This window comes from Sphingobacterium micropteri, assembly GCF_014692515.1.
In the GTDB taxonomy this organism is placed as follows: Bacteria; Bacteroidota; Bacteroidia; order Sphingobacteriales; family Sphingobacteriaceae; genus Sphingobacterium; species Sphingobacterium micropteri.
On sequence record NZ_JACOIK010000001.1, the window covers coordinates 15,499 to 28,981 of the forward strand.

10 protein-coding genes and 1 tRNA gene are annotated in these 13,483 nt (G+C 40.4%); 6 read left to right on the plus strand and 5 right to left on the minus strand.

Annotated features, from left to right (window positions below; translation table 11 throughout):
• Positions 1–2: 2 nt before the first annotated feature.
• The 3 genes from H8B06_RS00100 to H8B06_RS00110 all read right to left on the minus strand — a co-directional run bounded on the left by H8B06_RS00100 (position 3) and on the right by H8B06_RS00110 (position 2,127).
• A complete protein-coding gene (locus tag H8B06_RS00100) occupies positions 3–560 on the minus strand; it encodes a GNAT family N-acetyltransferase (protein WP_223857383.1) in 558 nt (185 codons plus the stop codon).
• 69 nt (positions 561–629) lie between these two features.
• Entirely contained in the window at positions 630–1,973 is a 1,344-nt protein-coding gene (locus tag H8B06_RS00105) for a trigger factor (protein WP_190992258.1), read from the minus strand.
• A gap of 72 nt (positions 1,974–2,045) precedes the next feature.
• Positions 2,046–2,127, minus strand: a tRNA-Leu gene (locus H8B06_RS00110).
• A 201-nt stretch (positions 2,128–2,328) separates the two neighbouring features.
• Here H8B06_RS00110 and H8B06_RS00115 point away from each other — a divergent pair.
• The 4 genes from H8B06_RS00115 (at position 2,329) to H8B06_RS00130 (ending at position 7,222) form a co-directional block, all read left to right on the plus strand.
• The gene (locus H8B06_RS00115) at positions 2,329–2,946 is read left to right on the plus strand and encodes an ABC transporter permease family protein (RefSeq protein ID WP_190992259.1); all 618 of its coding nucleotides are present in this window, start codon (positions 2,329–2,331) and stop codon (positions 2,944–2,946) included.
• Between the two features lie 2 nt (positions 2,947–2,948).
• Positions 2,949–3,251 (plus strand): winged helix-turn-helix domain-containing protein, encoded by a 303-nt coding sequence (locus H8B06_RS00120; RefSeq protein WP_190992260.1) that lies wholly within the window; start codon positions 2,949–2,951, stop codon positions 3,249–3,251.
• A 50-nt stretch (positions 3,252–3,301) separates the two neighbouring features.
• Positions 3,302–4,738 (plus strand): cell envelope integrity protein CreD, encoded by a 1,437-nt coding sequence (gene creD, locus H8B06_RS00125; RefSeq protein WP_190992261.1) that lies wholly within the window; start codon positions 3,302–3,304, stop codon positions 4,736–4,738.
• 387 nt (positions 4,739–5,125) lie between these two features.
• Positions 5,126–7,222: a S9 family peptidase gene (locus H8B06_RS00130; protein WP_223857384.1), complete on the plus strand. Its 2,097-nt coding sequence runs from the start codon at positions 5,126–5,128 to the stop codon at positions 7,220–7,222.
• Positions 7,223–7,228: 6 nt separating this feature from the next.
• Here H8B06_RS00130 and H8B06_RS00135 read toward each other — a convergent pair whose 3' ends face one another.
• Both H8B06_RS00135 and H8B06_RS00140 read right to left on the minus strand, forming a co-directional pair.
• A complete protein-coding gene (locus H8B06_RS00135) occupies positions 7,229–8,176 on the minus strand; it encodes an MlaD family protein (RefSeq protein WP_190992262.1) in 948 nt (315 codons plus the stop codon).
• A 65-nt stretch (positions 8,177–8,241) separates the two neighbouring features.
• A complete protein-coding gene (locus tag H8B06_RS00140) occupies positions 8,242–9,108 on the minus strand; it encodes an N-acetylmuramoyl-L-alanine amidase family protein (RefSeq protein WP_190992263.1) in 867 nt (288 codons plus the stop codon).
• A 160-nt stretch (positions 9,109–9,268) separates the two neighbouring features.
• Between H8B06_RS00140 and H8B06_RS00145 the strand changes: the two genes are divergently transcribed.
• Together H8B06_RS00145 and H8B06_RS00150 are read left to right on the plus strand one after the other, a co-directional pair.
• The gene (locus H8B06_RS00145; protein WP_223857385.1) at positions 9,269–11,986 is read left to right on the plus strand and encodes a putative LPS assembly protein LptD; all 2,718 of its coding nucleotides are present in this window, start codon (positions 9,269–9,271) and stop codon (positions 11,984–11,986) included.
• 7 nt (positions 11,987–11,993) lie between these two features.
• Positions 11,994–13,244: a competence/damage-inducible protein A gene (locus H8B06_RS00150; protein WP_190992264.1), complete on the plus strand. Its 1,251-nt coding sequence runs from the start codon at positions 11,994–11,996 to the stop codon at positions 13,242–13,244.
• Positions 13,245–13,483: the final 239 nt, after the last annotated feature.

Below are 13,483 nucleotides of genomic sequence, written 5' to 3' on the forward strand. Positions count from 1 at the left end.
GCTCAGGAATATTGTAAATGTATTAATTCTTTGCCAAACAAATGTACTTCACCTACCGGATCGAACCCTATGTTTAAATAAAGCTTCTTTGCTTTCGGATTTTCTTTGTCTACTAATAACCCTAACACCTCACCATATCGATGCACGAAAAAATCAATGACATAAAGTAATAAGATTTTGCCAATGCCTTTTCCTTGGGCAGCTGCTGATACCGCGAGCGTGTCAATATAAATTTCTCCCGCCTGTGTTTCATGACCTATGTTTGGTTCCCTTTTAAAATGCGTATGTAAATAGGATAGGATGGGTGCGCGCAATTGTTCTAGCGCATCGCCCGGATATAGACAGATTTGTCCGATGATGTTTTCATCCTCTTCAGCGACGATGATATGTTCATAGCTATATTGATTTTTCGGTTGGGCTATATGATGCGCTAGAAAAGTGATGGCTTTTTGCTGATCACGTTCGCCGATAAAATAATAAATAATTTCTTCCATTGCGGTCAACATAATAGGTGCAATGGCTTTTGCATCCGTAGGACGAGCTTTTCTTATCTGTATCATTTTTCTAAAATAGCAAAGGCTACCCCAAGAAGGCAGCCTTTGTTTGTCGTATTTATTTTTTAAAAACGCTTATTTGCTGTCTTTATCCAATTTTTCGAAATCCACGTAAGAGATCTCTTCTGGTTTTAACGTCACATTTTCTTTGAGGTAATCAAACACCTTAAGTGCTTTTGCCTCTTCAAAAAGACGATTTGCTTGCTCTCTATCTTGTAATAACTGAAGTGCATATTGACCGAGTTGTTCATCGGTAGGTTCATCATTGATGTTATACATCTTGATTTGCGCATAAATGCGTTCTTTTGCCAGGTTAATCACTTCATCATATTTGACTTCAAGATTATTGGCTGTAACGATGCGGTTTTCAATGATTGTCCATTTCAAGTTGCTTACGAAGTCAGCAAATCCTTCTTCAAGCTCTTCGTCCGAAATATTAGGGTTCGTTGCTTTCAACCATTTTTTCAAGAAAGCTTCCGGAAATTTGACATCCACTTTCTCCATGCCATAGGTGTATATGTCGTTACGTAATTTCTGATCAGCATTCTGTTTGAAAAGACCTTCCACTTCTTCTTTTACTTTAGCCTCAAACTCTTCCGCCTTTGTTACATCGCCTGCAGGGAATAATTTATCGAAGAACTCCTGATTTAAATCAGCCTCTTCCAAGCGGTTGATGTTGTTAACCGTCAGCTCAAATTTTGTTACATCCAGATTTTCAGCCTCGTCTTCGGTGATTCCTAAGATACGTGCAATATCAGCAATTTTAAACGCTTTTTTGATGTCGATTTTCGCTGTATCATCTTTTTTCAAACCAACTAATGCTTTCTTCGTTTTCGCATCTTCGATAATATCGGTACGTACAGAAGTTGTTTTTTCAATACCCTCTTCTTTGGTTTGTTTCAAAGTAGCATAGAGTACATCCCCCTCTTCAGAAACCTCTGGATTGGTCATTTTTCCGTAGCTGCGACGAAGATTTTTGACACGCTCTGCTAAAGTAGCATCGTCCGCTTTAATTTCATAAGCCGTGAATGCTGTTTCTTTAGAGAATGGTGTCTCGAATGCTGGCGCGATGCCGATTTCGTATGTAAAGGAGAACGTATCGTTAAAATCCCAGTTGTATTGCGCATCCGCATCACTTTCGACAGGAAGAGGCTGGCCTAATACTTCTAATTTATTTTCACCGATGTATTCGGAAATTTTATCATTGACCAATTTATTGATCTCATCAAATAAAATGGATTTTCCGTAGGTACGTCTAATGTGCCCCGGAGGAACCATACCTGGGCGGAAGCCTGGTAATTTAGCCTTTTTAGCCTGTTCTTTGATAGCTTTATCTACCGAAGGATTGTAGTCTTCGGGCGCTAGTTCAACCTTGATGTTTGCATTGACATCGTCAATTGTTTCGTGTGAAATATTCATACTCTCGTTTCGCTTTTACGCATTTTACAAAAAAAATCCTCCCGAGTTTATTAAGTTCGGGAGGACATCAAGTGCGGAAGAAGGGACTCGAACCCCCACGCCTTGCGGCGCCAGATCCTAAGTCTGGTGCGGCTACCAATTACGCCACTTCCGCAGTTATTAGGACTTTTATTGTGGCACAAAGATAGTAAGCCTGCTTCTATCTTGCAAGATTTTTTTGCATTATTTTATAAAAAATAAAAAAACGTATTTTGCGCTTGCATAAGTTATTTGTATTCATTTACTTTGTTTCTCAAAGTTCTTTGTGTTTGTTGTGTTGGGGCGAGTATAAAGAGTTCATGAAATATATTTACATATGAATCAACAGGATTTAATCAAAGAAATTGGGCATATCCGCTCCATGATGGAAAAATCATCCAAAGTGCTGTCAATTTCCGGGCTTTCGGGCGTATTGATCGGTATTTATGCGTTGCTCGGTGCTGCGGTAGGTTATGTTGTGGTATATGGTTTTGACAGTGGCTTTGATTATCGAGATCATTATGTGACGGAGGCAGCTGTTATCAAAAATCTAATTTTTATTGCACTGGTTGTTTTAATTGCTTCTTTAGCTACAGGCTTGTGGATGGCGCGAAAAAAAGCGAAGATAGCTCGTCAGCTTATTTGGAACCCGTCCAGTAAAGCGATGTTGCTGGCTATGGCTATTCCGTTGATGACAGGTGGTCTTTTTTCTTTGCTATTGTTATTAAAAGGATATTTTAGTCTAATATGCGCTACGCTTCTTATTTTTTATGGTTTGTCTCTAACCTCGGGAAGTGTCTATACCTTTAAAGAAGTACGCTGGTTGGGTTTATTGGAGATTTTGTTAGGATTATTAGCGCTATTGTTTCCAGGATATGGATTATGGTTTTGGGCATTTGGATTTGGTGTATTGCACATCATTTATGGTTTTATTGTACATAAAAGATACGAGTGACAGTGGCTTTGGATTTTTCGCTATATGATAAGGTGTTTGAGAATCGTATACGTCTGCAAATCATGAGTGTACTGATGGCAAATGATTCTTATGATTTCAGTTCGCTCAAGGAAACACTGGAGGTTACCGATGGAAACTTGGCGTCCAATTTAAAAACATTGGAAAAAGAAGGTTATATAAGCGTGGAGAAAAGCTTTGTTGATAGAAAACCCAATACCCGATATAAACGAACGGAAAAAGGGAGGGAAGCTTTCGAGAATCATTTAACAGCGTTAGAAAATTTAATAAAACAGCAGTATAAATAATTTTTTTACCTATAAACTTTGGAAATCAAAGTACTTTAAAAATTAAGAAAATGGAAAATGGAAATTTTTTTGAACGGTTGGCAAATTCTGTCATCTTGAAATTAGGGATTATTCTCTTTTTAGTCCTTTTGTTGCTCATTCCGATGGAGAGCGTAAAAGATTTAATCCGGGAACGCAAAAACAGAGATCAGGCAGTTAGCCAGGAAATAACTAGCAAATGGGGTAATAAACAGGTGGTTTCTGGGCCTATTATTGGAATACCTTATACTTATTCGTATAACGTGAATACAACCGATGAAAAAGGCAATATTAAGGTGGAAAGCCATGTTGAAAAAGATTATGTGTTTCTCGCTTCCAAAACACTGGATGTGCAATCGAAGGTCGAACCTACATATTTGAAACGTGGGATCTATCAAACGGTGGTTTATAATGCAACGGTTGCACTACATGGTGAATTCGATGAAATAGACTTGGCAAAATTGGATTTAAATCCGGAGGATCTAGCCTGGGACAAAGCGAAGGTGTTTATTGGATTAAGTGATTTAAAAGGCGTAAAAGCTGTTCCAAAATTGAACATAGGACAAAAGCAGGTGGAATTTGAAGTAGGTAATACCGATATTACGCTCTTTGAACAGACCATGGTAGCCAATGTAAATTTATTAGATAGATCAACCAAAAGCGAGTTTGAAATAAATTTAGATATCCGAGGTTCGCGAAATCTGACTGTTTTTCCGACAAGCAACGAGACGAGCATAATCGTCTCCGGCACGTGGGATAACCCAAGTTTTAATGGAGGTTTTTTGCCTGAAAACCGCACGATATCAGAAATTGATTTCGAAGCACATTGGCGCATTCCGAGTTTTAGTCGTAAATTTCCACAACAGTGGAAAGGGTCGCGCGGTAGTATGTATTACGTAACGAACTATGAAATCACAGATGCAGATTACCCTGCTGTGTCCATACCAGAACCTGCGGTTTCTTCGAGATCAAACGTACAGATGTCTACAGAGCAAGATATGGTACAAGTTAATTTTTTAGAATCTGTAAATAACTATCAAAAGACAACACGCGTTGCCAAATATGGCATTTTGGTCGTGATTTTAACGTTTACATCGCTGTTTTTTACTGAAGTCATAAAAAAGCAGCGGGTTCATATTGTCCAATATGTATTAATTGGTTGTGCTATGGTGTTGTTTTATTCGCTTCTGTTGGCATTAAGTGAGCATATGGGGTTTAATTGGGGTTACCTGATTGCAGCTGTAGCTACGATTATGCTCATTTCTTCGTTTATCCTTGGCATCACGAAAGAAAAAAAGATTGCATTTGTTTTCAGTGGGATCCTTTCCGCTTTTTACATCTTTATTTTTTCACTGATGCAGTTGCAAGATTATTCCTTGATTGTCGGTACCATAGGTGTGTTTGTAATACTCGCTTTACTGATGAGGTTGTCTACCCGCGTGAATTGGTATCAATTTGAAAAGAAATAACTTCTTTCTCTTCTTTTTCCCCGTGAAAAAGAAGCAAAAACCTCCCCACTTTAAAATTTTGAATGGAGAGATAGTGCGATAATAATATTTCTACAAATTCAAAATTTTACATGTGGGATTAACAGGTTAAGGATGGGACAATACAATTGCATGAACCCCTCCTTAACTTTATTTGTCGCATCCAGATATTTGAGGTATGTAGAAATTCATCCTTAGTACTAACCACGATCTCAAATGTCTGAAGCGACGATTTTTTTGTTTACTTTTTTGAGGAAAAAAAGTAAAAGCCAGTCGCGGCTTGAGCGACACAAAAAATTTTATAAAGAAAACTCGATTTTTAAATCGAAGTTACATTTCCTATCTTGCGATGAAAAAAGAGCAAATCTTATGGATAAAATTTCAATTTTAGCCTGTGCTATGCTGGTGGGGACCTTGTCTTTTGGACAGGAAAATCCAAATATGAGAGTAAAGAGACCGGTAACAACAAATAAAGTATATCATTTGAAGAAAGAAGTGATGACCCCGGAAAAACTATGGGAACTGGGGCGTGTATCAGCAGAAGGGCTATCGGCCGACGGTAAATGGCTGGTGTACGGTGTATCCAATTATACGTTGGGGGAGAATAAATCAGAAAAAAACCTCTATGTCATTCCGATAAAAGGAGGTGAGCCAGTTCAATTTACGCAGGAAGAAGGTGGTGAGTCCGTCGTTCAGATAAAAGAAAACGGCGAAGTCATCTATCTGTTCGAAAGCCAGCTATGGTCAAAACCATTGACCGGAGGCGAAGCGAAACAGCTTACAGACCTAGAGGGCGGTTTGGAAAATGTAAGACTATCACCTGATGGAAAGCATATCCTTTTTAGTCGGGCAGTGCTCGTTCATCCTTATCATAGTAAAGATAAATACAGCGACTTGACTAAATCAGACGTCTATATTTATGATGATTTAGACTACCGGCATTGGGATACTTTTAATGATGGTCGTTTTAATCACCCATTCATAGCCACTTATGATAACGGTAAGATAGGAGAGCCTCTGGACATATTGGGAGGCGAGCCGTTTTACAGTCCACAGGCACCTTTTGGCGGAGCAGACGATTTTACCTGGACGCCAGATGGCAAAGCCGTGCTATATGTATGCAAGAAGAGATTTGGGAAAGAATATGCCTCTAGCACCAATACGGATATATACCGATACGATATAGCCAGCAAAGTAACCACCAATATTACGGAGGGTATGAACGGTTATGATACAAATCCGGTATATAGCCCGAATGGGCAACGGTTAGCTTGGCTGAGTATGAAAACCGACGGCTATGAAGCCGATAAGAATGATATTGTCGTTTTTGATAAAACGACAACGCAACGTGCGAATTTGACAGCCGGTTGGGACGGAACAGTAAATTCCTATATATGGAGCAAAGATGGCAGAAAGATATATTTTACAGCTCCGGTTCGCGGTACGATACAATTGTTTGAAGTAGAGCTGCCGAAAAGCTTTGCTCGGAATACATCGTTCAAAATAACGCAGATCAGTGAAGGTGAGTTTGATATAGAGGGTATAGTAGGAGAGGTTGATGGCGGTCTGATTGTAACCTCAACTACGATGACACGTGCCGCAGAAGTATATCGGTATGACTTTAAAAAGAAAGCATTAGCAGCTATCACGAAGGTGAATGATGGCATTTATAGTCATTTGGCAGAGACAAAAGTGGAAAGGCGTTTTACGAAGGCGACCGATGGAACAGATTTGTTTTCCTGGGTTATCTATCCGCCTGATTTCGATCCTTCGAAGAAATATCCGACATTGCTCTATTGCCAAGGAGGACCACAGTCGGCTTTAACACAAACCTACTCGTATCGGTGGAATTTTCAGCTGATGGCGTCGCAAGGTTATATTGTTATCATGCCCAATAGAAGAGGGATGCCCGGCTGGGGAGTAAAATGGAATGAAGATATATCTAAAGATTGGGGCGGCCAACCCATACGCGATTATCTTTCGGCAATTGACGACTTGGCAAAAGAGCCTTATGTAGATAATGAACGTCTAGGTGTAGTGGGAGCGAGTTATGGTGGATATTCTGTTTTTATGCTGGCAGGCGTTCATGAAGGACGGTTTAAGTCTTTTATTTCACATTGTGGATTGTTTGATATGACTTCTTGGTATGGCACAACAGAAGAATTGTTTTTCGCGAACCACGATTTAGGTGGTCCATATTGGGATAAGAATAATTCGAAGACTTATACCGACTTTAATCCCATAACACATATCGATAAATGGAATACACCTATCTTGATTTTCCAAGGCGGGAAAGATTACCGAGTTCCGATAGGGCAGGGATTAGCTGCTTTCCAAGCCGCCCAATTAAAAAATATCAAAAGCCGACTGGTTTATCTTCCAGAAGAAAACCACTGGGTGCTGTCCGGACATAATGCGTTGGTATGGCAACGGGAATTTTTTGGATGGTTGAAAGAGACATTGTAACTTTAATTATTTCGTATCTCTTTTTCCGAAGATACTTACACGGATATATTTACCAGGCCTTTCCTCTACATCTTTAATTAAATTGTCGAGACTTTCGGAAGCATTATTCAGATTATTATAGAGGTTGTCGTCGTTTAATAATAATCCAATAGAACCTTCACCATTATTAATTTTAGTGGTAATAACTTCGACATTTTTCATTACTTGTGTAGCATTATCGATGGTTGCTTTGATGTCTGTTTTAGAAAGATCATCGGATAAGCTATCCAGATTGGTCAGGATATTGTTGATTTTGGCGTTGTTTTTTTTGAAGTTTCCGGTGATAGATTCGAGGTTTTGCATAATTCTTGCGAATCGGATCTTTTCTGATCCCATCAAGCCTTCCACCTCATTGGTAATTGTCTCCATGTTTCGTAATGAAACGGAAATACTACGTAAACTGCTTTTAAAATCACGCTGAAACTCTTTGTCTAGCGCAGTGTTAACCGCCGAAAGGACCGAATCTAATTTGACGACAAGGTTTTCTACTTTTAATTGGAGGGGCTCTACCTTTTCCAATAAATTGGCCTGCACATCCGATAGAAGTGGATCGCCGCTTTTTGCCAAGGTTGTACTATTACCCAGTTCGAATACGATAGCCTTGCTACCTAACAGGTCGGCGCTTACGATACGGGCAACGGTGTTAGAAGGTATGTCATATTCATTTTTTATTTTAAAATGCGTACGAATTTTGCCATTTTCCAATAATCGCATCCCGGACACTCGTCCAATTTGATAGCCACTAACAACAACGGGTTTCGATATGGTTAAGCCATCCACATTATCATAATCCGTGTAAAACTCGTTTTCTTTGGAAAAAACATCGTTTCCCTTTAAGAAGTTGTAGCCTATAAACAATAAGGCGAGTGCAACCACGGTAATGATACCGACTTTTGTTTCGTTTGAAATCTTCAAAATATGTCTAGCTTGGGTAAATTAAATCCATTATTAGTTTAACAACAAACGAATGTAACAAATGTTTATCGTTCCACCGCCGTTTTGTACGTTTTTATTGCGTCAAATAAGTGTTGCACGATCTCTTTTTGACCCGCGGCTGACAACATGTAATCTTCTTCAGTAGGACTGCTCATAAAACCCAGTTCCGTCAATACAGCAGGCATACCTGCTGTAGCAAGGACCGCTAAAGATTGTTCCTTAACCCCTCTGTCGGGTCTTGCGGATTTTTTAAACTCATCTTGCATATGGGAAGCCAATTTAATGCTTTCCCTTCTATATTGGTTTTTCATCAATTGAAAGACGATCATACTAGAGGGATCTTTAGGATCAAACCCACCGTAGTTTTCCTCGTAGTTGTCTTCCAGTAAGATAGAAGCATTCTCACGGATAGCAACATCCTGTTCCCCCATCCGATTGAATCCCGAAACAAAAGTTTCGGTACCTGTCACATTAGGTCTGCGGACGGTGCTGTTTACCCATCTCCCCCTACTGTTTTTAACGCGCCTGGTGCCGTTAGCAGAATTGCAGTGGATCGAAATAAAAAGATCAGCTTTGTGTTTATTAGCTAGTGCCGGCCGCTCATATAGCGGTAGGAAAATATCTGTCTTTCTGGTGTAGAGAACTTTTACACCGGGCATTTCGCTTTCAATTTTCTTTCCTAGTTTTAAAGCTACTTCCAACGCAATATCTTTTTCGTTAGATTTCCTACCCACCGCACCATTATCTTTTCCACCATGGCCAGCATCAAGTACGATAGTACGTACAGGATGTCCAACACTTTTGGGCTCTTGTTCGGAAGGGAGAGGAGTAATGGATGAGGTAGTAAGCGTCAACGTAAAAATCGTAGTTACAAATAACGTCAGCTTTTTTACATTTAAATTTCTGGTCATGTGTATTATATCCTTATATATCCTCGTTTAAAATATTGTACAAAGGTACTGTAAAATTATTTTTTATTAACGTTTGTCTGTCGTGCTTTCTAAATCTTTTTTGCCTATTTTTGCCGACAGGTAGTTTTAGTACACACAAAAATAACATTCATAATTCACATTGAAGACGTTAACTTGTTTTTTCTGTAGCCTTTTGTTCTTGTTTGTGGCCATTTCGGCTTCTGATGCACAGGTTGCTTCGTCTTCGGAAACTACTTCTTTTAACGTCCAAGATACCACATTAATTGTTGTAGACAGTGTAAAAAATAACCAAGATACGGCAGTTGTGACTGATTCGACTGGTTTGACAGACACCACGAGAAATCATTTAAAAGAAACACAGGGACAAGATACCGTGATGATGGAAGACGACAGCGGTTTGGAAACCATGGTTACAATTGTTGCTAATGATTCCTCCTGGAATGAGGTTAGTAAAAATATTCTTCATCTATATAATGGTGCTAAAGTCAAATATCAGGACTTTGAGTTGGCTGCCGACTATATCCGGTTAGACAGGAATACCAATCAATTGTTTGCGAGTGGCGTAACAAATCATAATGGCAAATATGTCGGTCGCCCCGTGGTTATCTTTCCGGGGGAAAGTCCCAAGTCAGTCGATTCCTTAGTATATGATTATAAAAGTCGGGAGGGAAATACGTATGGTATCATGACGGAGGAAGACGGCGCGTATATCCAGGCAAGGGTCGTCCGCAAGAATCTATACGATGAGCTTTCTTTGCAGACCGGGATGTATAGTACTTGTAACTTGCCCTATCCGCATACCCACTTTGGTATCCAATTTACGAAAGGTCTATTGGCGAAAAACCATATTATCGTGGGGCCTGCATTTCTCGTGGTTGAAAATATCCCCATCAAGTTTGTCGCTATTCCTTTCGGTTTTTTCCCAAAGAATAATAAAAGATCTTCCGGACTTCTATTCCCTTCTTTTGGGGAGGACGCAACACGAGGTTTTTCTATTCGTGATATGGGTTGGTACCTGGCGTTTAATGATTTTTGGGATTCCGAAATTAGAGGGAGTCTATACTCGAAGGGAGCGTGGGAGGCCAGTGTACGTACAAATTATTTGGTGAACTATAAATTTAGCGGTGGCTTTAATATTCGCTACGCCTCTACACCATCTGGGGTGGAGGGGACGGAGAATTACGGCGTCAACCGTGATTTTAACGTCACCTGGAATCACACACAACGACAAGAGGCCAATCCCGGAACTTCATTTTCGGCTTCTGTTAATTTTGGTACCAGTTCTTACTTCCGAAATACAGGGTTTAACCAACAGAATTCAATAGAAGATCTGACGCGAAACAATATGTCATCTTCGATAGCCTATGGTAAAGTGTTTGCGGATGGAAAAGTAAATTTTACCGCTAATTTAAGTCACCGGCAGGATATGGCATCCGGACAGGTAGACTTGGAATTGCCGTCTTTTAGTTTGAACGTGTCCACGTTTAATCCTTTTGATTCTAAAGATCGAGTGGGTGATCAAAAATGGTATCAACGAATTACGGTAGGATATAGTTTGCAGGGACGGAATACCATTTCTACGGCAGATTCCCTGCTTTTTAAGAAAGAGGCATTAAATGACTTTACCAATGGTTTTCAGCATAATATTCCTATCAGTTTGAGCCTAAATGCCTTTAAATATTTTCAATTCAACACATCTGTAAACTATACGGAACGCTGGTATTTGCAGAGTGTCCGTAAGCGACTAATAAATGAGGTCAACGGCTTTTCTGCTACGCGTGATACGGTGGGTGGTTTTGAGCGTGCTTACGACTATTCAATGTCAGCGGGCCTTTCTACGAAGGTTTATGGTATGTATCCTAAAATGGGGAAAGTAGAGGCTATTCGACACGTCATAACACCGTCGGTTAACCTCAACTACCGTCCTGATTTTTCGGATGCTCGCTATGGTTTTTACCGAGATTTCGTAAACGATAATGGCGTGGTGGAACGCTACTCTATCTTTGAAGGCGGCATCTTCGGTGGTCCCGGCTCAGGTAAATCCATGGGTATTGGTTTTTCAGTCGATAACAATATCGAAGCCAAAGTTCGAAATAACAACGATACAACAGGTAATGAAGCATTTCGAAAAGTGAAAATTTTACAAGGCCTGACCTTTAGCGGGAACTATAATTTCATGGCCGATTCCCTAAAACTTTCTAACATTAGTTTCTCGGGGCGTACTTCTCTGTTCAAGGAAAAGATCAATTTAAACTTTAATGGTACTTTTGATCCTTATGCCTTTAACCCAGAGACAGGGCAAAAGATCGATAGGTTTGCTATTCAAGATGGAAGTTTGGCTCGACTTACCAATTTTGGGTTGTCGTTTGACTATAGCCTTAATCCCAATGCAAACAAAAGCCGGAATGATAATCTCGATTCGCTCCGTAATCAAATGCCGAATATGACGGCAGAGCAGGCGGATGCATTGGCACGTATAAGTACCAATCCGAATGCGTTTGTTGACTTTAATATTCCCTGGAATTTAAATGGTTCTTTTAGCATGAACTATAATAAGTCTTGGAATCGCGAAGAAAGACGGATGATGAATAACGTTACAGCTACGGTCAATATAAATGGTGACTTTAATGTTACGCCTAAATGGAAGGTACAGTTTAATACCGGCTATGATCTTCGGCAAAAAGCCCTTTCACTGACACGGTTTAGTATTTATCGTGATTTGCATTGTTGGGATATGTCCGTGGGATGGACCCCTTTTGGACAATATAAGAGTTACAATATAACGATTCGTGCTAAAGCTTCGATATTGCAAGATTTGAAATTGACGAAGCGGGAGAGTCATTATAGTTATCGATAATGGTCTAATGAAAGCAGAAATTATCACCATAGGCGACGAGTTATTAAATGGGCAGGTCGTGGATACCAATTCCGCATGGATTGCCCAACGCTTAGGCGCATTACATATCCCCGTTGTCCATATTACTTCGATATCCGATAAAGCGAACGCGATAAAAGTCGCATTGCAACAGGCAGAAGCACGAGCAGATGTTATCATCATGACAGGTGGATTAGGGCCTACCAGGGATGATATTACGAAAGCGACCGTAGCGGATTATTTTGGCACAACCCTCGTGCGTAATGAGGTTGTCTTGGCACATGTAGAATCGATTTTTCGTCGTAAAGCTAGAAAAATGATGCCTGCAATGAATATCGGGCAGGCTGATGTATTAGCAAATGCATCTGTGCTGTTTAATGATGTTGGCACAGCCCCGGGAATGGCCGTCGAACGTGACGGTAAATATTTCGCTTTTCTGCCGGGTGTACCATTTGAAATGAAATTCTTGATGGAAAACCGTGTATTGCCTATGTTGCGCGATACATATAAAAGCGACGTCTTTGTTTATAACACCTACCTATTGACGGTTGGCATCGGCGAATCCCATTTGGCCGAGCATATTGCCGATATCGAGGATGCCTTGCCTTCCTTTATAACCCTAGCTTATCTTCCCAGAATTGGTATGGTACGCCTGCGTTTTACAGGAGAGGGATCGGATATCGAAACCTTGGCCAGTATAACCGATAGCTTTAAACAACAGGTGGTGGAACGTGTAAAAGATTACGTTGTTTCGATAGACAATTGTTCTTTCGAGGAAGTATTGGTACAAACATGTATCTCCGCTGGTGCGACACTATCGACAGCAGAAAGCTGTACAGGAGGTACTATTTCGGCTCAGATTACAGCAGTTCCAGGTGCTAGTCAAATGTTTCAAGGTGCGGCAGTCGTTTATTCTAATCAAGCGAAGATGGATGTTTTGGGTGTTTCGCCGGATACACTTGTACAATATGGTGCTGTCAGTGAGCCCACTGTCAAGCAAATGGCGGAAGGGGCAAAGCAGGTGTTTGGTACGGATTACGCTATCGCCACAAGTGGCATTGCCGGTCCGGGTGGGGGAACAGAAACAAAACCGGTTGGTACCGTGTGTATAGCCGTTGCAGGGAAATCTGAAACCCGCGCACAAACGTTTCATTTCAAAAACGATCGCGCTATCAATATCGAGCGGACGGTAATCGCAGGATTAACGATGTTTTGGGATATGCTTCGGAAAGAAGGGTAATTCGCCCCGAAGGATCTCTTAGTCATTAAATTATATACAGTTCGAAATGCGAACTCACTTTTGGAAATGGCACTTTCAGTGTCAGTGACCCTATACTCACGTCGTCTTTTACATTGACATCTATCGTAACGCGTATTGGAGGCAGTACTGGTCCGGGAGGAGGGCAGCGATAAGGATTTTCTGTGAATAATGAAATAATATTTTATTTTTGCCCTGTTGTAAAATATTATGTTTTGTTT

Bases quoted from the DNA above. Each gene is read 5' to 3' on its own strand.
- H8B06_RS00100 (WP_223857383.1), bottom strand. From the start codon at position 560: ATGATACAGATAAGAAAAGCTCGTCCTACGGATGCAAAAGCCATTGCA.
- H8B06_RS00105 (WP_190992258.1), bottom strand. From the start codon at position 1,973: ATGAATATTTCACACGAAACAATTGACGATGTCAATGCAAACATCAAG.
- H8B06_RS00115 (WP_190992259.1), top strand. From the start codon at position 2,329: ATGAATCAACAGGATTTAATCAAAGAAATTGGGCATATCCGCTCCATG.
- creD (WP_190992261.1), top strand. From the start codon at position 3,302: ATGGAAAATGGAAATTTTTTTGAACGGTTGGCAAATTCTGTCATCTTG.
- H8B06_RS00130 (WP_223857384.1), top strand. From the start codon at position 5,126: ATGGATAAAATTTCAATTTTAGCCTGTGCTATGCTGGTGGGGACCTTG.
- H8B06_RS00140 (WP_190992263.1), bottom strand. From the start codon at position 9,108: ATGACCAGAAATTTAAATGTAAAAAAGCTGACGTTATTTGTAACTACG.
- H8B06_RS00150 (WP_190992264.1), top strand. From the start codon at position 11,994: ATGAAAGCAGAAATTATCACCATAGGCGACGAGTTATTAAATGGGCAG.